Consider the following 23,956-nt stretch of genomic DNA (forward strand, 5'->3'; position numbering starts at 1 on the left):
GCAATCACAGCCGGGGAGGCTGGGGTCGGCACGCCCCAGCCTCCCCAACTGAGACGCCCCCAGGATCGAGGGCCCTCCGAAGGGAAGGGGAGGCTCGAGCCCGCCACTCATGGGCACCGGACATCGTTTCAACAACGATCAGGTATTCACCAGTCGCGATTCTCCCCGGACCATTTGCTGGGTCATGACGGCGAAGTGGGTGTGCATGACGCATCGGGTGGCGAAGGTGAAGAGGAAGCGGAGGGGGCGGCGTTTGAGGAGGAGTTTGCGGAGGGTGCGGGCGTAGACGGGGCGGAAGGGTTTGGTGCGGGGGTCGCGCCAGATGCGGGCCAGGACGGTGAGGGCGGCGAGGACGATGCCGATGTGCTGGAGGACGTAGGAGACGGGGCGGTGGCGGCGCATCCAGGCCATCTTGGCGGCGCCGAGGGGGATGGCGTGGTCGGCGAAGAGGGCGTCGAAGCGGCGGAAGTATTCCTCGGGGTCGTAGAGGCGGTCCATCAGGTCGAGCCAGCCGTCGCGCATCTCGTGGACGGACATTTGCAGGGGGATGACGTTGGTGGCGATGGCGGGGTCGTCGGCGGCGGCGTTGTCGAGGCGGCCCTCGGCGAGGAGGCGGTCGTAGAGGGGGGTGCTGGGGATGGCCGAGAGCATGCCGGCCATCACGGTGGGGATGCGGGCGGCGGTGAGGAAGTCGAACTGGCGGTCGAAGACGCCGAGGTCGTCGGAGTCGAAGCCGACGATCATGCCGGCGTAGACCTCGATGCCGGCCTCCTGGATCGTGTGGACGCGATCCAGCATGGTGAAGCCCTTCTTCACGTTCTGGATCTTTTTTGTCTCCATCAACGCATCTTCATCCGGGCTCTCGATGCCGATGAAGACGGTGTTCATGCTGGCCTGGGCCATCAGGTCGAGCAGCTCGTCGTCCTCGGCGAGGTTCAGGCTGGCCTCGGTGCCGAAGACGACGGGGTAGCCGTTGCGGCGCTGCCAGTCGATCAGGGCGCGGAGGATCTCCTTGGCGGCCTTCTTGTTGCCGATGAAGTTGTCGTCGACCAGGAAGATCATGCGGGCCCCCTGGCGGTGCTGGTAGTCGACCTCGGCGACGACCTGCTCGGGGGTCTTGATCCTCGGCCGGCGGCCGAAGATGACGATGATGTCGCAGAACTCGCACTGGAAGGGGCAGCCGCGCGAGGTCTGGACGCAGCCCATGGCGTACTCCTGGAACTTGACCAGGTCGTAGCGGGGCATGGGGACCGTCGTCATGTCGGTCTTGTCGGCCTGCTCGTAGCGGGGGGAGTGCTCGCCGCGCTGCCAGTCCTCCAGGAATTTCGGCCAGGTCTGCTCGGCCTCGCCGATGAAGGCGACGTCGACGAGCCCCTCGAAGCGGTCCCAGCCCTCGGCGACGGTGATCCAGGGGCCGCCGACGACGGTGAAGTGGCCGCGGTCCTTCAGTTCCTGGAGGATCTCGATCATCCGGTCGCGCTGGACGGTCATCCCGGTGACGCCGACGATGTCGAACCCGGCGAGGGCGTCGAAGTCGAGGTCCTCGATGTTTTCGTCGAGGATCGCCACCTCGTGCTCGGAGGGGGTCAAGCCGGCGATCGTGGGCAGGGCGAGCACCGGCATGTTGCACTTCTTGCCCAGCAGCGGCAGTCCGTGGTTCAGACCCCAGAACGAGGTCGGAAAGCGTGGGTTGATCAGGCAGATGCGGGCCATGGGCAGGTCCGATCCTTCGGGGTGACCGGGACGACGAGGTGGTTGATCGCAGACTGAGGGGATGATCGAGGCTACCCGCGATCGGCCCGGGACGCTACCGCGATTCGTCGCCTCCGGGGCGGGGTCTGGCATGCTCGGGAAACCGGGGAACCTGGGCAAATGACGCGCCGAGGGGCGGGGCGGGGCGTGGGCTCGCTTGACCGGGTCGGCGGCGGGCCGATAGGATGGGCGTCCTGATGGGGTCGGATCCCAGGAGTCCCCCGCGTTTGCCCCGCATCCTGGCGCGATCGGCCGGGGCCGGGGCGCAGCCCGCCGAGCGATCATGAAGACCGAGCCGCCGCCGCGCCATCACCATGAGGGGGAGCCGCCCCCCGAATCGCTGATCCACCACGACGAGCCGACGCTTTTGGAGCAGTGGCTTCGCCGCGGCCTGGAGCGGGGGCCGGCCTTCTGGGGGGGCGTGGGACTGGTCGTGATCGGGGTGGCGGCCGTCTCGGTGATCGCCTGGCGCGTGGGCGGCCCGAGCCCCTCGGGCGTCGAGGCGTGGACGGAGCTGGCCGGCGTGGCGACCGCCCCGTCGTCGATGACCCCCTTCGGCCCCGATCCGAACGCCGGCCTGCCGGAGCGACTCCGGGAGATCGCCAGCGAGTACCCCAACACCGCCGCCGCCCACTGGGCCGAGCTGCGCGCGGCCACCTTGCTGCTCAACGAGGGCTCCTCCGAGCTGGCCACCACCCGCCGATCGGCCGGCGCCGGCAAGATCATCGAGGCGGACGAGCTGTTCACCGGGTTGTATGAGAAGGCCACCGACCCGACCCTGAAGCGCATGGCCGCCCTCGGCCGCGCCCAGGCCGCCGAGGCCCGCCTGGGCCTGGACGCCGACGACACCGATCACGCCAAGCTCGACGACGTGCTCGCCCTGTATGACGCCGTCGTCGAGGAGTTCCCCGACACCCCCGAGGCGGCCCAGGCGGCCGCCCTGGGACGCCGGCTCCGCCGGAGCGACAGCCAGGCCTTCTACGAGCAGCTCGCCCGGTTCGACCCGAACGCGACGGCCGGCGTGCCGTCGACCGGCTCCACCCTGGATCTGGGACCGGGAGCGTCGTCTCCGCTGCAAGGCCTGCTGGACGACCTGCCGATGTTCGGCTCCCCCTCCCCCGGCGGGCTGCCGAGCGGGTCGATCCCCAGCCCGAGCCTGTCTCCCCCCTCGGACCTGGCCTCCCCGGAAGGCTCCGAGGAGATGCCGGCCCCCGTCACCGCCCCCGTCGCAGGAGAGGGGACGCCCACCGAGCCGGCCCCCGTCGTCGAGCCCTCCCCGAGCGAGCCCTCCCCGGACGTCTCCCCGGCCCCCGAGGCCCCGGCCGAGTCTGAGCCGGCCCCGGCCCCGGCCCCGGCCCCGGCCCCGGCCCCGGCCGAGTCTGACCCCGCTCCAGCCCCGGCCGAGCCTGCTCCGGCCCCAGCGCCGGCCGCAGAGGAGGGGGAAGCCCCCTCACCCTCGGGAGGGCTGCCGGATTCCGTCTTCCCCTCGGGAGGACCGAACGGCTGACCCGAGCCGAGCCGGAGCCGGAGCCGGAGCCGATCCCGCCTTCGGGGCCGCGAGGTCGGCTCCCATCGCCGAGGCGACCGCGTCATGCCCCGAGAGCGATCGCTGTCCGAGGAGCCGACCGAGTTCGTCGTGAAGGCCCGCGTCGAGGCGCGCCGGATCGATCATTACCTGCACAGCCGCTTCCCCGACTATTCGAGGAGCGTCTTCCAGAAGGTGATCGACGCCGGCGCCGTGCTCGTCAACGGCCAGCCGGTGAAGGCGTCGTACAAGGTGCAGCAGGATGACGTGATCCGCGTCTGGCTGCCGACGCTCGACCACGGCCCCCCCAAGGCGGAGGAGATCCCGCTCTCCTTCGTGTATGAGGACGAGGCGCTGGCGGTGGTGGACAAGCCGCCGGGGATGGTCGTGCATCCGGCCAAGGGGAACTGGTCGGGAACCCTGGTCAACGCCTTGCAGTTCCACCTCGACGAGCTGTCGAGCGCCTCCGGCGAGCACCGCCCGGGGATCGTGCACCGGCTGGACCGGGACACCTCGGGCCTGATCCTCGTCGCCAAGGCCGACGGAGCACACTTCGCGCTGGCCCGGCAGTTCGAGGAGCGGACGATCCACAAGCAGTACCTCGCGATCGTCTCCGGAGCCCCCGGGCGCGACAGCGACTACATCGAGAAGCTCATCGGCCCGCACCCGACCCACCGCGAGAAGATGGCGATCCGACGCCCCGAGGACGGCGGCAAGGAGGCGGTCACCTTCTACCGGGTCGTCGAGCGCTTCCGAGGCTACGCGCTGCTGCTCTGCGAGCCGAAGACCGGCCGGACGCACCAGATCCGCGTCCACCTGGCGCACATCGGCTGCCCGATCGTCGCCGACAAGCTCTACGCCGGCCGAGACCGGCTCACCCTCGGCGACCTGATCGGCCCCGACTCCCCGGACGCCGACCGGGTGCTGATCGACCGCCAGGCGCTGCACGCGCACCGGCTCTGGCTGTCGCACCCGAAGACCGGAGCGCCGATGGAGCTGACCTCGCCGCTGCCGGCCGACATGGCGGGGGTGCTCGACGCTCTGCGCGCCCACCGGCCGCTCGACGAACCGGGACGGCGCTGACGGTCGGCCCGGGATCGTCGTCGTTCCTCGGGCTGGCGTCGCGTCGGGTGTCACCGGAAGGAGGGGCGGGGCGGGGCCCATTTCCCGTCCCCGAGGACGGCGCCGGGTCATGGCACCGCCCGGATCGCGCCGCTATCATCGCGGGCGAGTCCGCGAGCTGGCGCGGATCCTCCCCACGGGTCACCAACACGAGGAATCCCACCCGATGTTGCGCCGAACGTTCCTGGCGACCGCGGCGATCGCCGCGCTGGGCGCCGCCCTGCCGGCCGCCGCCGAGCTGTCGCCGAACCCGATCTTCTCCGACGGTATGGTGCTCCAGCGAGGCACGACCGTCCCCATCTGGGGCACCGCCGACGACGGCGCCGAGGTCACGGTCACCTTCCGAGGCCAGACCGCCACCGCCACCGCCGACGGAGGCAAGTGGCAGGCCCGCCTGCACGACCTGGAGGCCGGCGGCCCGGACGAGCTGACGATCTCCTCCGGCGGGGAGACGATCACGATCAAGGACGTGCTCGTCGGCGAGGTCTGGGTCTGCTCCGGCCAGTCGAACATGCAGTGGACCGTCGCCAACAGCGCGGATCCCGAGACGGTGATCGCCAACGCCAAGGATGACCAGCTCCGCCTGCTGACCGTCCCCCGAGTGGGCACGGCCGAGCCCCAGGACCGGGTTGACGTAAGCTGGTCGCCCACCACTCCGGAGACGATTCCCGGCTTCTCGGCCGTCGCCTACCACTTCGGCAAGACGCTGAGGGCCGAGCTGGGGGTACCCGTCGGCCTGATCAGCACCAACTACGGCGGCACCCCGGCCGAGGCCTGGACGGCGCGGGAGGCCTTGGCCGCCGATCCGCTGCTCAAGCCGATCCTCGACCGCCCGCTTCACGAGCGCGAGTCGCACCGCCCCGGCTGGCTCTACAACGCGATGATCCACCCGATCGTCCCCTTCGCCATCGCTGGGGCGATCTGGTACCAGGGCGAGTCGAACGCCGGCCGCGCCTACGAGTACCGCACCCTCTTCCCGGCCATGATCCGCAACTGGCGGAACGCCTGGGGCCGGGGAGACTTCCCGTTCCTGCTCGTGCAACTGGCGCCGTTCATGAAGATCGAGGAGCAGCCGACCGAGAGCGCCTGGGCCGAGCTGCGCGAGGCCCAGCTCATGTCCACCCAGGTGCTGCGCAACGTGGGGATGGCCGTCATCACCGACGTCGGCGAGCAGGACGACATCCATCCGAAGCAGAAGGAACCCGTCGGCATTCGCCTGGCGCTGGCGGCGCTGGCGCTGGGCTACGACCAGGACGTCTGCTACTCCGGCCCGACGCTGAAGTCGGCCCGCTTCGAGGACGGCAAGGCGATCCTCACCTTCGACCACACCTGCGGCGGCCTGGTCGCCAAGGACGGCTCGCTGACCGGCTTCACCATCGCCGGAGCGGACCGGAAGTTCGTCAACGCCTCGGCCGAGATCGTCTCGGAGGACACGATCGAGGTCTCCAGCCCCGAGGTCGAGCGTCCGGCCTCCGTCCGCTTCGGCTGGGCGAACTTCCCGGTGGTCAACCTCTTCAACGAGGCCGGCCTGCCCGCCTCCCCCTTCCGAACCGACGACTGGCCGGGAGTGACCGGCCCCTGAGGCTGGAAGAAGGCTCGGCTCCTTCCCCTCTGCGTCGCGGACGGGCCTCCGGACCGGGGAGGCTGAGGTCGACTCGACCCCAGCCTCCCCCCACTGCACGTCCTCCGCGATCCGAGAACTCCGGGATCATGCCCGAATTCGAGGATCACCCCCCTCGAGCCTGGAATCTCCGGACCAGGTCGCTTCGCCCCCAGGGCCGGAGGCCCCGGAATTGGGCTCCGGCAGCCGGCCATGCGGGCGCCGGCGGGAATCCCGCCTGAGATTGATGCCCGTCCGGCGGAGGTCCGGCGCCTTCCCCACCGGCCTCTCCGCGCCGGCTCCGCTGGCGATCGCCTCGCCGCCCTCGCCGAGAACGCGCTCGCTCAGCCGGCTTGTCGCAGCCGCCCTCGTCGAGCGTCCCCACCGCCGGCGATCGCCCGGACTCGAAGACGGGTACGAACACAATCACGAACTCGAACTCGAACCAAACGACGCGAGCCCCAGGGTCCTCCGTCCGGGGACGCCCGCGGAGTCGGCCGGACCATCCTGGGAGGAGTTTGGTTCGTTTTGCGATTTTGGCTTGAAATGGCGAGCCAAATTTGGCAAACTGCCTCCCTCGCTCGCGATGATCACGACGTCCGTCGCGAGCGGACCGGGGCCCAGGCCCGGAACGGGGTGGTGTACGCCCGCCGCCTTGGCGGCCTGGGGAGCCCGAGTCGGGGCCCGATGACGCGCCCCGACGCCCCGAGGAGAGCAGGAGGAGCCGCCGTCCCTCGAGACGGAGAAGGCCGGAGGCCTGCGAGCGGTTCCCGCCGAAACGACCCGCGCGATCCCTCGTTCGAAGGCGAACACACATGCGATGCACCATTGAGTCCACCCGGGCCTCGGCGGGCCCGGGATGTTCGGACATCATTGACCGGGAGGCCCCAGGCGGTTCGACGACGAGCCCGACGACCTCCGTCGGGGCCACTCCGCTGGGGCCCTACTTTCGGGAGATCCGGGACGAGTCGCTGCTGACCGCCGAGCAGGAGCGGGCGCTGGCCGAGGCGATCGCCCGGGGGGACGAGGAGGCCCGGGCTCGGCTGATTCGGGCCAATTTAAGGCTGGTGGTGAAGATCGCCCGAGGGTTCCGGGGACGAGGCCTGGCGCTGGAGGACCTTGTGGGGGAGGGGAACCTCGGCCTGATCCGGGCCGCCTCCGGCTTCGACCCGAGCTTCGGCACCCGGTTCAGCACCTACGCCAGCCACTGGATCAAGGAATCGATCCGGCGAGCCCTGGGGACGACCACCGCCCCGATCCGCCTGCCCAGCTACATGATCGGACTGCTGGCCCGCTGGCGGGACACCGAGCGCGAGCTGCTGCGGAGGGACGGGAGGCCCCCGACTCCCGAGGAGGTGGCCGAGGAGCTGGGGCTCAATCCGGCCCGCCGCCGGATGGTCGAGCAGGCGCTGCAGGCCGGCCGGTTCCTGGCTGGCGGGGGCCCCGAGGAACCCTCCCCGCTGCTGGAGGAGGCCACCGTCGACGGGGAAGGCCCCGAGGAGGCGATCGAGGGAAGGGAGCAGCTCGATCTGCTGCGACGACGGCTGGGCCGGCTGGACGAGCGGGAGCATCTGGTCCTGTCGCTCAGCTTCGGCCTCGACGGCGGCCCCCCGCAGAACCTCTCGGCCATCGGCCGGAGGCTGGGCGTCTCCCGAGAGTGGGTGCGCCAGATCATGGCCCGGGCCGTCCGCAAGCTCGACGACCGAGGCGTCCCGGACGTTCCCCCCGCGGCCCATCGCCGCCGGAAGGGCGACCGCCGGCCGGAGACGGCCCGGTCTCCCCTCGCCGCGCCGGCGGCCCGGTTCCGGGCGGCGCGATGCTCGGCCAACTGATCTCCCCGGAGTACCCGGATCGCGGATCTTCCCGTCTCGGGAAGGCCGGGAACGGGGCGACCCCGGGGTCGAGGGCCTTCCGATCGGGGGGCGACCCGCCCCCGGCCTCCCCAGGATTCGAGGACTCCGCGACGCGATGGGAGCGATCCGGGATCAGATGACCGATCGGAAGAACTCCAGGGTGCGGCGGAGCCCGTCGGCGCGGTCGATCTTGGGCTCCCAGCCGAGGAGTTCTCGGGCCCGGGTGATGTCGGGGCGTCGGCGCTTGGGGTCGTCCTGGGGCAGGGGGCGGTAGTCGATGGTGCTCCGGGTGCCGGGCACCAGCGCGATGATCTCCCGGGCCAGTTCCAGGACGGTGATCTCGACCGGGTTGCCGATGTTCACCGGCAGATGCTCGTCGGAGAGCAGCAGGCGGTAGATGCCGTCGACCAGGTCGTCGACGTAGCAGAAGCTGCGGGTCTGCTGCCCCTCGCCGAAGACGGTCAGGGGCTCGCCGCGGAGGACCTGGCCCATGAAGGCGGGAAGCACGCGGCCGTCGTTGAGCCGCATGCGGGGGCCGTAGGTGTTGAAGATGCGGACGATCCGGGTGGAGACGCCGTGGTAGCGGTGGTAGGCCATGGTGATGGCCTCGGCGAACCGCTTGGCCTCGTCGTAGCAGCCTCGGGGGCCGATGGGGTTGACGTGGCCCCAGTAGTCCTCGCGCTGGGGATGGACCTCGGGGTCGCCGTAGATCTCGGAGGTGCTGGCCAGCAGGAACCGGGCGTTTTTGGCCTTGGCCAGGCCGAGGGCGTTGTGGGTGCCCAGCGCGCCGACCTTGAGCGTGGGGATCGGGTGGGCGAGGTAGTCGGCCGGGCTGGCGGGGCTGGCGAAGTGCAAGACGGCGTCGACCGGGCCGTCGATCGTCAGGGGCTCGGAGATGTTGTGCAGGACGAACGAGAAGTCCGGCCGGTTCCTCAGGTGGGCGATGTTTCGCTCCAGGCCGGTCAGCAGGTTGTCGACGCAGACGACCTCGTGCCCCTCGGCCAGGAACCGCTCGCACAGGTGCGAGCCGACGAACCCCGCCCCTCCGGTGATCACCGTCCTCACGTTCGAACCCTCCTCGCGGCCTGATCGACGCCCGAACCCCGGGCGCAACAACGGTAGTCCACCGGTGCCCGTGGCGACAAGGCGAACTTCGATGCCGGCCGGATCAGCGCCGTCCGGCCGGGCCGGCCTCTTGCCTCGCCTGGCGATCGAGCAGCGCGAACCAGATCATCAGGGCCGGCACGATCAGCAGAACGAGGTACGAGCGACGGCCCTCCAGCACCGAGTCGATCGCCGAGGGGGCGAACCGCTCGAGCGAGAGGAACGCGAGCAGCCCGCCCAGGCCGATCGTCAGCAGCAGGGCCTGGATCGCCGGACCGGGGCGGATCCGGTCCCGGCGCGACCAGAGCCAGCCCCCCACGGCGTTGGTCGCCGCGAAGCAGGCCAGCCAGCAGAGGGCCGCCGTCGGCGCCCGGGCCGCCAGGGAAACCGCCCCGACGAGCAGCCAGGCCGTCCCCCCGAGCAGGCTGCCAAGCCAGGCCCCCCCGTTCCACTGGAACGGGCCCGGCCCGGCCCTCGGCTCCCGGATCGCCATGACAAGGCTCCTGTCTGGTTCAAGCCCTCCGAGCGATCGGCCCCGGGTCGGTCAGCCTCCCAGACGGAGCAGGTCGTCCATCGAGTAGCGTCCCGGAGGCTTGCCGGCGAGGAACCGGGCGGCGTCGAGGGCCCCCCGGGCGAAGCCGTCTCGGTTGAGGGCGCGGTGGGAGAGCTCCAGGCACTCTCCCATCAGGCCGAAGACGACGGTGTGCTCGCCGGGGTTGTCTCCGGTGCGCAGGGCGTGCAGGCCGATCTCCCCTGCCGGACGCTCCCCCACCAGGCCGTGCCGGCCGTGGACGAAGCGGTCGGAGCCGATGGCCGAGGCGGCCACCTCGGCCAGGCGGAGGGCGGTGCCGCTGGGGGCGTCCTTCTTGAAGCGGTGGTGGCGCTCGACGATCTCGATGTCGGCCGACGGCCCCAGGACCCGGGCCGCCTCGCCGACGAGGAACATCAGCACGTTCACCGCCTTGCTAAAGTTGGCGGCGATGAGGAGGGGAATGCGGTCGGCCAGCCGCTCCAGGTCGGCCCGGGGGCCGGGTTCGAGGCCGGTCGTGCCGACGACCAGGGGGATGCCGCGGTCGGCGCAGACCGGGGCGATCGCCGAGGTCCCCTCGGGGGTGGAGAAGTCGATGACGACGTCGGCCTTCCCGTCGAGCCGGTCGGCCAGCGGGACGCCCAGCCGGTTGAGGCCGGCCATCGGCCCGATGTCCTCCCCGAGCTGGGGGTGGCCGGGACGGTCGAGGGCGGCGGCGAGGGCCAGGTCGTCGGCCTGGGCGATGAGCTGGATGATCCGGAGGCCCATCCGGCCGGTGGCGCCGTTCATGGCGATGGTCAGCGGTGCTCGGTTCACGGTCGGCCGGGGCTCCGCAACGGGGACAAGGGCAGGGGTCGGAGACGGGACGAGGCCGTCAGCCGGGAGCAGGGGCGTCCGAGTAGAGGCCGATGGTCCGGATGATGGCGTCCAGTTCGTTGGGGACGACCACCGGGCGGTTGGCGAAGCCGGCCCGCTTCACGCCCCGGGAGCCGAGCACGCGGTCGAACTCGTCCTGGTCGGCCGAGTGGTAGGCGACCGTGGCGGTCGGGTCCTTGAGCTGGTGGCCGGTGAGGATGCAGACGACCCGGTCGCTCGGGGCGATGATCCCCTCCTCGCGCAGCCGCTTCGCGCCGGCGACGCTGGCGGCGGAGGCCGGCTCGCAGCCCAGTCCGCCGGCGCCGACGCGGGCCTTGGCGTCCATGATCTCCTGGTCGGAGACTTGGCGGACGACGCCGTCGCAGACCTCCAGCGCCCGCAGGCATTTCTTCAGGTTGACCGGCCGGTTGATCTCGATGGCCGAGGCGATCGTCGAGGCGCGGATCTGCTCCCGGTCGAGGCGGTCGTAGTAGGCCCGGGAGATCGACTCGTCGGGCAGGCCGCTGTTCCAGGTCATGCCGTGGGAGCGGACCAGCAGGTCGAGCGTCTGGGCGCCGGCGGCGTTGATGACGGCCAGCCGGGGGATGCGGTCGATCAGGCCGAGGTGCTTCAGCTCCTGGAACGCCTTGCCGAAGGCGGAGGAATTCCCGAGGTTGCCGCCGGGGACGACGACCCAGTCGGGGACCTCCCAGCCGAGCCCCTCCAGGACCCGGTACATGACCGTCTTCTGCCCTTCGAGGCGGAAGGGGTTGACCGAGTTCATCAGGTAGATGCCCAGGCGGTCGGCGACCTCCCGGACGCGCATCAGGGCGTCGTCGAAGTCGCCGACGATCTGAATCGTCAGGGCGCCGTGGTCGAGGGCCTGGGCGAGCTTGCCGTAGGCGATCTTGCCGGAGCCGATGAAGATGATCGCCTTGAAGCCGAACTCGGTGGCCGAGCAGAAGACCGCCAGCGAGGCCGAGGTATTCCCGGTGCTGGCGCAGGCGACCCGGCGGGCACCGACCATCCGCGCGTGGCTGAACGCGGCGGTCATGCCGTTGTCTTTGAAGCTGCCGGAGGGGTTCATCCCCTCGTACTGAAGCAGCAGGTTGCCGTTGTCGACGCCGACGTAGCGGGCGACGCGGTCGGAGGGGCGGAGCAGCGTCTGCCCCTCGCCGATGGTGACAATCCGGTCCGGCGGGGCGAACGGCAGCAGCTCGTAGAAGCGCCAGACGCCGGAGGAGCAAAGCGGGTCAAGCCGCCGGGACCACTTGGCCTCGAAGTCGCTCAGGCGGGAGGGGACCGGCAGGCGGTCCCAGTCGTAGACGACGTCGAGCAGGTCGCCGCACTCGGGGCAGGAGAAGACGGCCCGGTCGACGGGCAGGGTGGCGGCGCATCGGGAGTTGATGCACCGCTGGTAGGCCAGGTCGGCGTCGACTCGGGTGGGTGCGGCGGTCGTCGAGGCGTGGGAGGGCATCGCGGTCCTCGCGGCGTTCCGATCGGCGGCGCGACGACCCCGGATCGAGGCCGAGGATCGGGCCGTCGCGAGGTCGCCCCCGTCCCACTCTACCGGGCGGCCCGGCCGCCCGACAAGGACGAGTCGGCCCCCTCCGGCCCCGTCCCGCCGCGCTCCGTCGCCTCGGGACCGGGCTCGGGCTCGGGACCGGGGCCGGGACCGGACGCCGGGGACCGGAGCCGGCGGTAGACCTCCTCCCGGTGGATCGCCACCTCGGTCGGCGCGTCGATCCCCAGGCGGACCTTGTCGCCGTGGATCCGGACGACCGTCAGGACCACGTCATCGCCGATCCGGATCCGTTCCCCGATCTTGCGGCTCAAGACCAACATGGTGCGGGACCTCCTTCGTCCTCGGTGCCGGGCGGGCCTTCCCTCCGGGCCGGCGATACGACTGGACAAACGATCCGGCGGGAATAAGCCGGCGCGGGGGGACGGGCCGGACGGGGGACGGCTCCGCCCCGAACCCCGGGCCGGCTCCGCCACCGCTCCCATCGCCCCTCCTCGCCTGCTCCGATCGATTTACGCCCCTCGCAACGCGGTGTGACCGTCTCTCGTTCATGAGGCTGTCGTGAAGGCCGACCAAGATGAACTTGACCGAACGGTATACTACGTATAATTACGGAGGAATGCTCATCTCGTCTTCCGACTCGAGGGGTCGCGGGGGAGAGCATCCCGGCGCCCCGATCCACCCGAGAGAAGTACCGAGTCCCTCCATGGCAGAGAAGTCGACCACCGCGACCAAGGCCGCATCGAAGTCCTCGGGCGTGAGGAAGTCGGCGGGCGACGGCAAGGCGACGGCTGCGGCCAGGCCCTCGACCAACGGCAAACGCTCGGCCCCGAAGCGGGGAAGGGGCCCGTCGGCCGCGGTGCGGCAGGCGGCGGAGCGCCTTAAGCAGGTCTCCGACCCGACCCGACTTCAAGTGCTGATGCTGCTCTCCGAGAAGGAGCGCAACGTCTCGGAGCTGTGCGCCGACCTCGTTTCGACCAGCCAGCCGGCCGTCAGCCACCACCTCGCCCTGCTGCGTCACGGCCGGCTCATCGAGCCCCGCCGGCAAGGCAAGCACAACTACTACTACCTGACCGATGCCGGCCGAGAGCTGGCCCAGGTCGTCGACGCGATCGTCTGACCCCGGGACCTCCCTGGAGGCCGGGACCCCGACGGACGCGGCGCCCTCCCTCTCCCGCCGCCTCGGTCGGCCGATGCCCCCCGATCAGGGCCCTCGACGATTCGGATCGCGCCCTGCCGCCCCGGGGCCTGGTCCCCCGGGACGAATCGGCTTCCCCGGCAACCGCCGGGCTGGGCTGAGTGGAGGGTGCGCCCGGGGGATCGCCGTCCGGGGGGGAGGGGAATCAGGACCGGGGCTCGACGGCCCGGAGGCCGTCGGGCGACGCTCCCTCGGAGGCAGGAACGGAGGCCCCGGGCGGGCGATCGGGAGGGAGGGCCCGGGGCCCCGACCGGAGCGGCGCACGCGACGTGCCGGGCGGGAAGGAAGACCGGCCGGCCGGCGTCAGGAGCCGGCCAGGAGGGAGCGGACGGCCTCCAGGCCGAGGCCGATGTCCCGGATGCGGGCGGCCTGGTCGCCGACCTCACGCTCGACCATCAGGGGGCCGGAGTAGCCGATCGCCTTGAGGGCGTCGAGGAAGCGGGCCAGGCCGACCTCCCCCTGGCCGAGCGGGACTTCCTCTCCCCAGTGGCCGGGAGTGGTGGGGCGCCGGGCGTCCTTGAGGTGGACGCTCTTGATGTCGGGGCCGAGCAGCTCGACGGCCCGGATCGGGTCGCCCATGTCGTAGAGAAGCATGTTGGCCGGGTCGAAATTCACTTTCAGGTTGGGGGCCTTCAGCTCGTCGAGCGTCTGGCGGAGCAGCTCGGCGGGCTCCTGGCCGGTCTCGAAGGCGAGGGTGATCCCCTGCTCTCCGGCCAGGCGGGCGGCCTCGAGCAGGGTGTCGAGGAAGGCCTTGCGGTCGGGGTCGCCGGGGTGGGGAATGAAGCCGGCGTGGAGCATCAGGTCGGAGAGGCCCAGCTCCTTCGTGCGGCCGAGGGCCCAGCGGAGGCGGTCCATCCGCTCGTCCCGCAGCGAGACGGGGCCGAAGCCGCCGGTCTCCTTGATCGTCTGGGGGGTGGTGTAGTCCTCGCCGGGGAAGCCGAGCATGGCGCCGGTCATCTCGAAGTCGGCGGCCAGGGCGGCCTGGGGCATGGCGTCCCCCTCGTCCCAGGAGGCATGATGCGGGTCGCCGCAGGCGATCTGAGTGGCCTTCACGCCCAGCTCGGCGAGCAGGCGGTTCAGCTCGGGGATGCTGGTGACCTGCAGGCTCCAGCTGCAGACGCCCAGGGTCGATGGCTGCGATGCGGCGGTGGACACGGCGGCACCTCGATCGGGTCGGCGAGGGAATCGGGGTCGGTTCCGGACGCGATGACGCCCCATTCTTACCAGCGCCGGCCGCCGGGGGCCACCGGACGGGCCGAACCGATCCAGGAGTCGTCCCAAGATCTCCCCCTCCCCTCCCCGACCCGACCCGACCCGACCCGACCGGCCCCGTCTTGGGCCGAGGGGGTCTCTGAGCTACTCGCTCCCTCGGCTCCGACCGTCTGGCGGCCATGTCGACCGTTCGGATACGCTTGAGGCGGAGGGGCCCCCGCCCGCTGTGACCATCCTCAGCGGAGGAGCTCCGGCGCCGTATCGAGGAGCTGGAATCGAAATGTCCTGGTCCATCAAGCTTGGCCGGCTCGCCGGCATCCCCCTGTTCGTCCACTGGACGTTTTTGATCTTGCTGGCGTTCTTCGGCTTCAGAGCCTATAGCCTCAGCGGTCAGAACCTGGCGGCGGCGCTGGGAGCGATCCTGATGATTGTCGCCGTGTTCGGCTGTGTGGTGCTGCACGAGCTGGGTCATGCGCTGATGGCCCGGCGCTTCGGTGTGCCGACAGCCGATATCACGTTGTTGCCGATTGGAGGGGTGGCCCGGCTGCAACGAATTCCTGAGAAACCGGTCCAGGAGCTGCTCGTCGCCCTGGCCGGGCCGGCAGTGAACGTGGTCATCGCCTCGGTGCTCCTCGGGGGGCTGGTGCTGGGAGGGGCCAACCTGGCCGAGCTGCAGATGGGAGACTTGTTGATGTCTCGTCCCGGCAATCCGTTCTTCACGCTGGCGTTGATCAACATCTTTCTGGTTGTCTTCAACCTGATTCCGGCCTTTCCGATGGACGGCGGCCGGGTCCTTCGCGCCCTGTTGGCCCTGGCGATGCCCTATGAGCAGGCGACCCGGGCGGCCGCCTCGGTTGGGCAGGTCATGGCGATTCTGTTCGCCTTTGTCGGCCTGTTTGTGCCGGGGGCGTTCATGCTGTTGCTGATCGCCATGTTTGTCTGGATTGGAGCGGAGGCCGAAGCCAGCCAGGTTGAGGAACGGATGAATCTCCAGGGAACCCGAGTCCGGGACGCGATGCTCACGGAGTACCACACGCTGGATCCTCAGGACACGCTCGGCCGCGCCGCCGAACTGCTGCTGGCCGGTTCGCAGCAGGATTTCCCGGTGGTGGAGAAGGCCGATCGCGACCGTCCGATTGGGCTGTTGACTCGGGCCCGCCTGATGGAAGGGCTCTCCAAGGCTGGTCGCGAGGGGCGAGTGGCCGACTTCATGCAGCCGACGCTTGGCACAATCGCCATGGACGCCCCTCTGGTCCGAGCGCTGAGCCGGCTGAGGGAAGGGGAGGGGCCTTGCTTGCAGGTCGTGGACAAGTTGGGCCGGCCCTCGGGCCTGTTGACGCTAGAGAACATCGGCGAGTTCGTGATGGTCCGCACCGCGCTGGAAGGGGCCCGGTCTCGGGGAGAGCGTCACCCCTTCGCCAGGTCTCACAACGAGGACGAGGCCGACGCTGCCGCCCGGGCCTGAGGCGACTGACTGGCCATGACCACCGGCGAGAAGTTCGACCGCGTCGCCCGCACCGACCGGACCTTCGAGCGCCGCGGCGGCCTCTGGGTCGGCAAGTGCCTGATCTGCAACGGCCCGATCGCCTTCGACGCCCGCACCGGCGAGGGGGCCACCCTGGAGCACATCCGAGCCCGAAGCCGGGGAGGCACCGAGGACCTGACCAACCTGGCCCTCGTGCACGGCTCGTGCAACCACGAGAAGGGGAGGCGATGGGACCCCAGGAGGAGACGCTCGCAGCAGGACTACGACGCCTTCGTCGATCGCCTGCTGGCCCGCCGCCTCGAGCGCTGGCGAGACGACCCCGGCCCCTCGCCCCCATCCCGGCCCCGCTGAGTCCGATCCGGCCCCGGCCGATCAGGCCGCCTGCGCCGCCTCGGCCGCGGGCCGCAGCAGCACGGCGATGACCGTCCCTCCCGTCGATCGCAGAGCACACGGCTCTCCCGAGTCGACCGTCAGCCGGTCCCCCGCCTTGACCGGGACCCACACGTCTCCCGCCAGGGCCGAGCCGGAGCCCTCGACCACCACCAGGACGACCGGCCCGAGTTCCGATCGCCTGGGGCCCGAGCAATCACCGGCCTCGACCCGGATCAGCTCCGCGTCGATCGTCTCCTCGTGCCGCATCGGGGGGCCTCCTGCCCGGGGGTCGACCGGCTCCCGATCGGCTCGGGAGCGGATGGGAGAATCGGCTTTCTGAGTCTTCGGCCGGGAGGGGGCGGCGCCTTGACGCAATCCCGTGGCGGAAGATGGATGCGGCAGGGCGAAGGGCGAAGGGCAAAGAGCGAAGGGCAAAGGTAAGCGTCCGACGCAACACACCCTTGACACGATAGATGGTCTGACGCCCGTCCAGGACGTTCAACCACCTTGTCGAAGGTGGGCGCCGAATAACACTTAGTTGTCATTTGTACAAAAAAAGACGATCTCGCACCTTAACGGCTTATTAATTTGCCGGACGGCCAACTACTTTGGCAGACTGCGGTCCGTCGGACCTACGGCGATCTCGACCGGGCTCTCCGCCCGAGGCGCATGGCAGGAGGATAGGGTCATGGTTCATCGAGCCAGGCGTGGGGGAGGGTCATACCTGGCGGGCTTCACCCTGATCGAGGTGCTGGTCACGGTCGCCGTCATCGGCCTCCTGGCCGCCCTGCTGATCCCTGCGGTGCAGGCGGCCCGGGAGGCGAGCCGGCGGGCTCTTTGCTCCAACCACCTCAAGCAGATCGGTCTGGCGATCGCCAATTACGCCTCAATCCAGAATCTCTATCCGCAGGGAGGCAACGGGTTCTCCATCTTCACGAAGCTCCTCCCCGCCCTTGAGCGACAGCCCGACTACGACGCGATCAACTTCGATCTGGCCATGACCGGCCCCGCCGGCTGGTACGCGAACGGCACCGCGGCGAACAGCCGAATCGAATCTTTCATCTGCCCGTCCGAGGCCGCCGGGACCGGGGGCGGGCCGTTTGCCGAGCGAGGTCCGACGAGCTACGCCTTCAACGCGGGGGTCGGGGTGGATCGGGACGGCCCGCTGAAGAACGGCCCCTTCTCGGACACCTTGTACCGGAAGAGGCTCTCGGACGCACACGTGCGGGATGGGACCTCGAACACCGTCGCGGCTGCCGAGTGGCGTCGAGGGGCCCCGGGCTCGACGGATCCCATGCGGGGCGTCTTCACGAGCCGCCGGGGCTATACCATCCCGCCGTCGTATTCCCAATCCCTGGACGACTGCTCCGGGCTGCAGGGATTTGTGCCCAAGCCGTTCGCCAGCAAGGGCGAGAGCTGGTTCGCCCACGGGCCGGGCAGCAGCACCTATAACCACAACCTGCCGCCCAACAGCCCGACCTGCGAATTCGAGGGTGCCATGCCGTTCTACAGCGCCTGGTCGGCCGGGAGCGAGCATCCCCGGGGCAACCACGCGCTCTTCCTGGACGGGCACACCTCGTTTGTCAAGGAATCGGTGCCGCGGCAGACCTGGCACGCACTTGGGTCGATCAGCGGAGGCGAGATCGGTATTCGACTCGACTGACGCGTCGCCCGGCGCGACCCGGTCCGTGGCCCATAGGCGTCCCGTCGACCCGGGCGGCGTTCGCCGTCCGTCTCATCAACATCACCAGGAGTACCGCGATGAATTCGCTTCGCTCGTGGATCCCGGCTCGCACGCTCGCCTGCCTTCTCTCCGTGCCGGCCCTGTGCCTCGCGTCCGGGGGCTCGGCCCGCGCTGCCGACGTGTGGAAGGTTTCTATCGACACCCCCGGTGGCCTTGAGGGCGGCCAATTGAATCTTTCCGGGAAGTACACCGCTCCGGATGTGCCTGGTACGACACAGGTGCTCATCAGGGTGTCGGTCTACGAATACGAGCCCAACGATGGCGGCACGGGCGACCAGATCGGCCCCACCATCAACATCCAGAAACCCGACAATGTCACCGATGGTTCTTGGTCGACGTCGGTGGGCGGGCTGTCCGCCGGCGACAACGTTACCATCTTCGTGGTCCTCGACAACCCGAATGATCCCCTGTTCGATCCGGTCTCCTCCGTGACCATCGAGGACCTGGATTAACCGCCCGATGTCCATGAACGTGCCCGATCGGCGAGGTCATCGCCCAGGAGACGGTGGCCTCACCGGTATCTGATTCGGGCTCTACCCCTGCAAGCGAGTTGCCGGGCTACTTGCGATCCCCCCCGCTCTGTATCTTCCGAACGCCGGAGGAAGGAAGGGGGGAGGCCACGCTTCCGGCATAATTCCCGGATGCGTCAATCCCGACCCCCGGGCCTTCCCCGGGGGTGGCCGATCTCTACCTTACCGGTTGGGGGGGCCTTCCCGGCAGCACCCGGCGGTCCGGCAGCAGGTCGCCGATCCGGCTCGCCGGATGGGTGCTGACCCGGTCGAGCACGTCGCGGAGGTAGGCGAACGGCTCGTTGCCATTGCGCTTGCAGGACTGCACCAGGCTCATCAGCGTCGCCGCCGTCCGGCCGCCCCGGTCGCTGCCCAGGTGCAGCCAGTTCTTCCGCCCCACGGCGATCGGCTGCAGGGCGTTCTCGACCGCGTTGTTGTCGATCGCCAGATACGGCGACTCCAGGTACCGGCCCAGTTCCGCCCGATTCGAGCGGGCGTAGGCGATCGCCTCGCCGATCGGGCTCCTGGGCAGCACCCTCGCCGCTTCGCCGTCCAACCACGACGCGAACGCGTCCAGCAGCGGCCGCGATCGCTCCAGCCGCGCCGCCATTAGCCGGTCGTCGTCCCAGCCGCCGGCCCTGGCCTCGCGTTCCACGTCGTAGAGCCGGCCGATCCTGGCCAGTGCCGCATGCGACCGCTCCGGGTCGCTGGTGCGGGCCTCGTGGAACTTCCGCCGCGCGTGCGCCCGGCAGCCGACGGCGACCAGGCCCCGGGCGTGCAGGCCGTCGTATCCGGCATAGGCGTCGGACTGGAGGTAGCCGATGCGGTAGGCGGCCAGGAACCGTTCGGGGCCGTCGCGGCTGCGATCGGCCGTGTCGTCATACACGACGAAGGGGTTGTCCCGGTCCCCGAGGTAGGCCCACAGCCGGCCGGTCCTGGTGCCCTTGCCGCCATGGTCCTGCACCGCCACCGGCGTGTCGTCGGTGCCGATGACTTTCGAGGCGAGTACCCGCCGGGTCATCGCCCGGACGATCGGCCCCAGCAGGCCGGCGCACTCGGCCATCCAGCCGCACGTGGTCGAGCGGGAGAGGTCCACGCCTTGGCGGGCGAAGATCCCCTCCAGGCGGTACAGCGGCAGGTGGTCGGCGAACTTGCTGGTGATGACGTGGGCCAGCAGCCCGGTCCCCGGCAGGCCCTTCTCGATCGGCTCGGGCAGCCGCGGGGCGACGACCACATGGGCGGCGCAGGCTCGGCAGGCGTACTTGGGGCGCACGTGCTCGAGGACCACCAGGCTGGCCGGGATGTATTCGAGCTGCTCACGCGTCTCCTCGCCGATCCGCTGCCGCTCGGCCCCGCACTCCGGGCAGGCGCGGTGCTCGGGGGCGACGTCGTGGAGGACGCGTCGCCGCGGCAGCGACCTCGGCAGCGGCTTGCGGCCGGTGGGCCGCCCGGCGGCCTTGCCGCCGGGGGCCGCTGGCGTCGGCCCCGGGGCCGGGACGGCGACCTCGACCACACCGGGGGCGAAGAGCAGCAATTGGCCGGGGTCGGCCTTCTCCCCCTTCCTGCCGTACCGCTGCCGCAGCAGCTGCTCGAGCTGGTGCTGGAGCCGCTCGATGAGGTGGGCCTGCTGCCGGAGCGTCTCCGCCTGCTCGCGGATCTGCCGGTGGGCGGTGGCCAGGTCGTCGGGCAGCGGCGCGTCGTCTCGCATACCGGAGTAGGCGCCATCGGGATGCTGCCGGTGCGCCCGATCCGCCGGGTTCGCTCAGGCGGGCTGGAGGGCGAAGCGGGGCCGTCGCCGGGTGGCCTTCAGGTCGATGCCGCCGAGCACGGCGGCCAGCTCGGCGGGGGGCCACTCCAGGGCCGCGGCCCTCGGAGCCGGCCAGCGGAAGGTACCGCGTTCGAGCCGGTTCATCCAGATCGCGTAGCCGTCGCGGTCCCAGTACAGGATCTTGATGCGATCACGGCGGCGATTGGCGAAGACCAGCAGGTGGCCCGAGGTCGGGTCCTGCCCCAGGGCGTCGCGGGCGACCTGCGCCAGGCCGTCGTAGCTCTTGCGGAGGTCGACCGGGGCGGTGGCGACGAACACCTTGAGCGTCGGCGGTAGGCCGATCACGGCCGGTCCCCCAGGGCGTCGAGCAGGCGGCGGAGCGTCCGGGGGTCGAAGCCGGGGGCGACGGCGATGCGGAGCCGGCCGTCGAGGATCAGGACCAGGGGGTCGTCGGCGGCCGCGGCTGTCCCGGCGGCGACCGGGTCGGCGACGAGGGTGACGGGGACCAGACGCGGCGTGTCGGCCGGGGCCGGGGCGGCCGGGGCGGCCGCGGGCCCGCGACGGCCGTAGAGGTACCTGCGGAAGGTGTGCAGCGGCAGCCCGCGGCGGCGGCAGAACTCGGCCTGGGTCAGCCCGCTGTGGCGGAACTCGGCGATGGCGGCCAGCCACGGTGTGTGGTCGGATGCCTGGCGTGGCATGAGTGGTGCTCCCGGGCGGGGCTCGGTCCCGCCGCGGGTATCGTCGCGTCCACTCAACCCGCTTTCCAGATGTGCTTCATCGGACGCTTACGGGCAAAGAGCGAAGGGCAAAGAGCGAAGGGCAAAGAGCGAAGGGCAAAGAGCGAAGGGCAAAGAGCGAAGGGCAAAGAGCGAAGGGCAAAGAGCGAAGGGCAAAGAGCGAAGGGCAAAGAGCGAAGGGCAAAGAGCGAAGGGCAAAGAGCGAAGGGCAAAGAGCGAAGGGCAAAGAGCGAAGGGCAACGAGCGAAGGGCAAAGAGCGAAGGGCAAAGAGCGAAGGGCAAAGAGCGAAGGGCAAAGAGCGAAGGGCAAAGAGCGAAGGGCAAAGAGCGAAGGGCAAAGGGCGGAAGACCGAGCCGACCCGTCGGTCGATGCCGACGGAACTCCCAGCGACCGGCCCCGCGCCGGGCCATCCTCCCTGGGTTCGGTCAGCCTTCCGGCCTCCGGTGTCGGTCTGCCGGCATCAGCCCTGGCCGCCCGAGGGCCCCGCCTGCCGGCGAGAACGCAGGGCCCCCAAGACCGTCAGCCCCAGGCCAAGGACGGTCAGGGGCAACACGAAGGCGAGCATCACGGCGTTGAAGGGGGTGAGCAAGGCGTGCTGCTCGGAGCGGAGGTAGAGGAAGGCGGTGTAGGCCGCGTAGTAGAGGACGAACAGCAGGCCCTCCCAGCGGGTGATCCGGGCGCCGGTGAAGACGACGGGAAGGCAGGCGACGGCGACGGCGATCATCACCGGGATGTCGAAGCTCCTCGCCTGGGCCGACACCGGGAGCCCCTCGGGGGTGACGAGACCGGCCAGGCCGAGCACGGCGAGGATGTTGAAGAGGTTGCTCCCCACCGCGTTGCCCAGGGCGATGTCGCGCTCCCCCCGCAGCCCGGCGATGATCGAGGTGGCCGCCTCGGGAAGCGAGGTGCCCACGGCCACGACCGTCAGGCCGATGACCAGCTCGCTGACCCCCAGCGCCGAGGCGATCGTCCGGGCGGCGGCGACCAGTTGATCGGCCCCGACGACGAGGATCACCAGGCCGACGGCGATCAGCACGAATTGCAGCAGCACCTGGCCGGCCCCCGAGGCCGGGACGGCGGGCAGGCCCTCGGCTCGGATGTCGGAGGCGGCGGCGGCCCGCTCCCGGGCGGTGGCTCGACGACCTTGCAAGATCGAGGCGACCGTGTAGATGAGGATGCCGCCGAACATGATCGCCCCGTCCAGCCGGCTGATCGTCCCGTCCCAGCCCAGGACCAGAAGCAGGCCCGAGGCGACGATCATCACCGGCACGTCCCAGCCCACCAGCCGCCGACGCACCACCAGCGGAGTCAGCACGGCCGAGACGCCGAGCACCAGCAGGATGTTCGCGATGTTGCTGCCCACCACGTTCCCCACCCCGATGTCGGCCGCCCCCGGATCTCCCGACCAGGCCGCGCGCAGCGTCACCGCCAGCTCCGGAGACCCGGTCCCGAACGCCACAACCGTCAGGCCGATCACCAGCGGAGAGATCCCGATGGTCGCCGCCAGCCTCGACGCCCCCTGCACCAGCAGCCGGGCCCCCAGGATCAGCCCGACGACGCCAAGGACGAACCGACCGACGGTGACTGCGTCAACCACTGTGCCCCTCCGAATCCGTTGAGGATCGCTGATCGCTGATCGCTGATCGCTATTGGCTGATGGCTGATCGAGGGCCGCCGGGGGAGGGCTGCCGATCGAAGTCCGAAGGACAGGGGACGGGTGCGGCCCCGATCTCGGAGGACGCTCCCGGCCGCTCGTCGCGGAGCCCAATCGGAATCCGGGATCGACGGATCGGGTGACGCCTCCTGGTGTCGAGCCTCCGCCTTCCTTCAACCACCAGCGGCCCGCCTCCGTTCCTCTGATCTCAATGCTCGCCCCCCCTCCGGCCCGAGTCCCAGGATCACCGGGCCGGCGGCCAGAGGGCGTACCCGCTCACGGAGACGGGCAAACGGTAGACCGTCCGTCCGGCAGTGACGAAGAGCGTCCGGCGGCCTGGGCCGCCGAAGGCGAGGTTGGTGACGACGTCCTCGGGGATCGGGATGCGGCCGATCGGCTCGCCGTCGGGGGTGAAGACGTAGACCCCGGCGGGGACGGCGTCCGACTCGCCGCCATGCCTCGGCCGGGCAATGCCGGCGGCGACCCAGAGGTGCCCGTCGAGGTCCAGCCTCATGCCGTCTCCTCCTCGGCCGGAGCCGAAGTCGACCACGAGGCGGCGATTCGACGGGGAGCCGACGTCGTCCAGGTCGAACGCCCAGATCGTCCGGTTGCCGCCGGGTCGGCTGTGGGAGTCGACAACGTAGAGCGTCTGACCATCAGGGGAGATGGCCAGGCCGTTGGGGCGCTCGATCATCGGCTGCGAGAGCACCCGGCAGACCGAGCCGTCCGGGTCGATCCGGTAGACGGCCTCGGCGTCTTGCTCCAGGATCGCTCGGTGCTCGCCGTAGTACGGGTCGGTGAACCAGACGCGGCCGGAGGGATCAACCACCACGTCGTTCGGGCTGTTGTAGCGACGGCCGTTGAAGCGGTCGGTCAGCACCTCGACGGCGCCGGTGCTGAGGTCGGTGCGAACGACGCGACGGCCGCCGTCGAGCCCCTGTTCGGTCCCCTCGCAGGAGATCAGGCGGCCCTGGGCGTCAAAGGTGTTGCCGTTGGCCCGGCCGCTGGGCTCCCGGAAGGTGGAGACGGTGCCGTCGGGAGCCCGGCGAAGGATGCGGTTGCCGGCGATGTCGCTGAAGTACAGGTTCCCCCGGTCGTCCTCGGCCGGGCCTTCGAGGAAGCAGACGGCCGAGTCGACGGTGACACTCGCCTCGGGCGCCAGCAAGGCCAGCGGAGGCCCCAGGGCGGCGAAGTCGATGCGGTCCTGGCCCATGTGGCATGCTCCCGGAACGCCCCGAGATCCCCTCGGCTCGAGGGCAGATTCTCGCATGAGGCCCGTGGCGAGGGAAGGGGAGGGCCTCTTGCAAGGCGGCGGAGCCTTCGGAAAGAGCAGGAGAGCAGGAGAGCAGGAGAGCAGGAGAGCAGGAGAGCAGGAGAGCAGGAGAGCAGGAGAGCAGGAGAGCAGGAGAGCAG

The 23,956-nt window shown here is 70.5% G+C and carries 22 protein-coding genes; 9 read left to right on the forward strand and 13 right to left on the reverse strand.

Annotated elements, in window-relative coordinates; translation table 11 throughout:
- Positions 1-138: 138 nt before the first annotated feature.
- Positions 139-1,713, reverse strand: a complete 1,575-nt coding sequence (locus TsocGM_RS12345) for a B12-binding domain-containing radical SAM protein (RefSeq protein WP_126725679.1) — start codon at positions 1,711-1,713, stop codon at positions 139-141.
- A 322-nt stretch (positions 1,714-2,035) separates the two neighbouring features.
- On the opposite strand from TsocGM_RS12345, the gene TsocGM_RS26005 reads away from it, so the two are divergent.
- The 4 genes from TsocGM_RS26005 (at position 2,036) to TsocGM_RS12360 (ending at position 7,831) form a co-directional block, all read left to right on the forward strand.
- Entirely contained in the window at positions 2,036-3,259 is a 1,224-nt protein-coding gene (locus TsocGM_RS26005; RefSeq protein ID WP_158633519.1) for a hypothetical protein, read from the forward strand.
- 84 nt (positions 3,260-3,343) lie between these two features.
- Positions 3,344-4,360, forward strand: coding sequence for an RluA family pseudouridine synthase (locus TsocGM_RS12350; protein ID WP_126725680.1), 1,017 nt, complete (start codon positions 3,344-3,346; stop codon positions 4,358-4,360).
- Between the two features lie 205 nt (positions 4,361-4,565).
- Entirely contained in the window at positions 4,566-5,981 is a 1,416-nt protein-coding gene (locus TsocGM_RS12355; protein ID WP_126725681.1) for a sialate O-acetylesterase, read from the forward strand.
- Positions 5,982-6,814: 833 nt separating this feature from the next.
- Positions 6,815-7,831, forward strand: a complete 1,017-nt coding sequence (locus TsocGM_RS12360; protein ID WP_126725682.1) for a sigma-70 family RNA polymerase sigma factor — start codon at positions 6,815-6,817, stop codon at positions 7,829-7,831.
- A 153-nt stretch (positions 7,832-7,984) separates the two neighbouring features.
- On the opposite strand, the gene TsocGM_RS12365 is transcribed toward TsocGM_RS12360, so the two are convergent.
- From TsocGM_RS12365 to csrA, 5 genes are all read right to left on the reverse strand, one after another.
- Positions 7,985-8,917, reverse strand: a complete 933-nt coding sequence (locus TsocGM_RS12365; RefSeq protein ID WP_126725683.1) for a UDP-glucuronic acid decarboxylase family protein — start codon at positions 8,915-8,917, stop codon at positions 7,985-7,987.
- A 103-nt stretch (positions 8,918-9,020) separates the two neighbouring features.
- Positions 9,021-9,449: a hypothetical protein gene (locus TsocGM_RS12370; RefSeq protein ID WP_126725684.1), complete on the reverse strand. Its 429-nt coding sequence runs from the start codon at positions 9,447-9,449 to the stop codon at positions 9,021-9,023.
- Positions 9,450-9,500: 51 nt separating this feature from the next.
- On the reverse strand, positions 9,501-10,301 hold the full coding sequence (dapB, locus tag TsocGM_RS12375; RefSeq protein ID WP_126725685.1) for a 4-hydroxy-tetrahydrodipicolinate reductase: 801 nt from the start codon (positions 10,299-10,301) through the stop codon (positions 9,501-9,503).
- A gap of 58 nt (positions 10,302-10,359) precedes the next feature.
- A complete protein-coding gene (gene thrC / locus TsocGM_RS12380) occupies positions 10,360-11,817 on the reverse strand; it encodes a threonine synthase (RefSeq protein ID WP_126725686.1) in 1,458 nt (485 codons plus the stop codon).
- An 89-nt stretch (positions 11,818-11,906) separates the two neighbouring features.
- Positions 11,907-12,185 carry a carbon storage regulator CsrA gene (gene csrA / locus TsocGM_RS12385; protein WP_126725687.1) on the reverse strand — a complete coding sequence of 93 codons (279 nt, stop codon included), beginning with the start codon at positions 12,183-12,185 and terminating at the stop codon, positions 11,907-11,909.
- Between the two features lie 383 nt (positions 12,186-12,568).
- Between csrA and TsocGM_RS12390 the strand changes: the two genes are divergently transcribed.
- Positions 12,569-12,982, forward strand: coding sequence for an ArsR/SmtB family transcription factor (locus TsocGM_RS12390; protein WP_126725688.1), 414 nt, complete (start codon positions 12,569-12,571; stop codon positions 12,980-12,982).
- Between the two features lie 381 nt (positions 12,983-13,363).
- Here the strand turns inward: TsocGM_RS12390 and TsocGM_RS12395 are convergent, their stop codons facing one another.
- The gene (locus TsocGM_RS12395) at positions 13,364-14,215 is read right to left on the reverse strand and encodes a sugar phosphate isomerase/epimerase family protein (RefSeq protein WP_233578796.1); all 852 of its coding nucleotides are present in this window, start codon (positions 14,213-14,215) and stop codon (positions 13,364-13,366) included.
- A 337-nt stretch (positions 14,216-14,552) separates the two neighbouring features.
- Between TsocGM_RS12395 and TsocGM_RS12400 the strand changes: the two genes are divergently transcribed.
- On the forward strand, positions 14,553-15,737 hold the full coding sequence (locus TsocGM_RS12400) for a site-2 protease family protein (protein ID WP_126725689.1): 1,185 nt from the start codon (positions 14,553-14,555) through the stop codon (positions 15,735-15,737).
- A 15-nt stretch (positions 15,738-15,752) separates the two neighbouring features.
- The gene (locus tag TsocGM_RS12405; protein WP_126725690.1) at positions 15,753-16,109 is read left to right on the forward strand and encodes an HNH endonuclease; all 357 of its coding nucleotides are present in this window, start codon (positions 15,753-15,755) and stop codon (positions 16,107-16,109) included.
- A gap of 21 nt (positions 16,110-16,130) precedes the next feature.
- Here the strand turns inward: TsocGM_RS12405 and TsocGM_RS12410 are convergent, their stop codons facing one another.
- Entirely contained in the window at positions 16,131-16,397 is a 267-nt protein-coding gene (locus TsocGM_RS12410) for a cupin domain-containing protein (RefSeq protein ID WP_126725691.1), read from the reverse strand.
- A 421-nt stretch (positions 16,398-16,818) separates the two neighbouring features.
- Here TsocGM_RS12410 and TsocGM_RS12415 point away from each other — a divergent pair, with 421 nt between their 5' ends.
- On the forward strand, positions 16,819-17,793 hold the full coding sequence (locus TsocGM_RS12415) for a DUF1559 family PulG-like putative transporter (protein ID WP_126725703.1): 975 nt from the start codon (positions 16,819-16,821) through the stop codon (positions 17,791-17,793).
- Positions 17,794-17,891: 98 nt separating this feature from the next.
- Positions 17,892-18,326: a hypothetical protein gene (locus TsocGM_RS12420; RefSeq protein ID WP_126725692.1), complete on the forward strand. Its 435-nt coding sequence runs from the start codon at positions 17,892-17,894 to the stop codon at positions 18,324-18,326.
- A 235-nt stretch (positions 18,327-18,561) separates the two neighbouring features.
- Here the strand turns inward: TsocGM_RS12420 and tnpC are convergent, their stop codons facing one another.
- The 5 genes from tnpC to TsocGM_RS12450 all read right to left on the reverse strand — a co-directional run bounded on the left by tnpC (position 18,562) and on the right by TsocGM_RS12450 (position 23,756).
- Complete coding sequence (gene tnpC / locus TsocGM_RS12425) at positions 18,562-20,091, reverse strand: IS66 family transposase (protein WP_126725693.1); 1,530 nt, start codon at positions 20,089-20,091, stop codon at positions 18,562-18,564.
- Positions 20,092-20,145: 54 nt separating this feature from the next.
- Positions 20,146-20,496 (reverse strand): IS66 family insertion sequence element accessory protein TnpB, encoded by a 351-nt coding sequence (tnpB, locus tag TsocGM_RS12430; RefSeq protein WP_126725694.1) that lies wholly within the window; start codon positions 20,494-20,496, stop codon positions 20,146-20,148.
- Positions 20,493-20,849 (reverse strand): IS66 family insertion sequence element accessory protein TnpA, encoded by a 357-nt coding sequence (gene tnpA / locus TsocGM_RS12435; protein WP_126725695.1) that lies wholly within the window; start codon positions 20,847-20,849, stop codon positions 20,493-20,495. The genes tnpB and tnpA overlap by 4 nt, the downstream gene beginning before the upstream one ends.
- Before the next feature lie 500 nt (positions 20,850-21,349).
- Positions 21,350-22,486, reverse strand: coding sequence for a calcium/sodium antiporter (locus TsocGM_RS12445; protein ID WP_126725697.1), 1,137 nt, complete (start codon positions 22,484-22,486; stop codon positions 21,350-21,352).
- 301 nt (positions 22,487-22,787) lie between these two features.
- A complete protein-coding gene (locus TsocGM_RS12450) occupies positions 22,788-23,756 on the reverse strand; it encodes an SMP-30/gluconolactonase/LRE family protein (RefSeq protein WP_158633520.1) in 969 nt (322 codons plus the stop codon).
- Positions 23,757-23,956: the final 200 nt, after the last annotated feature.

Origin of the sequence: Tautonia sociabilis (assembly GCF_003977685.1) — a bacterium.
GTDB classification, from domain to species: Bacteria; Planctomycetota; Planctomycetia; order Isosphaerales; family Isosphaeraceae; genus Tautonia; species Tautonia sociabilis.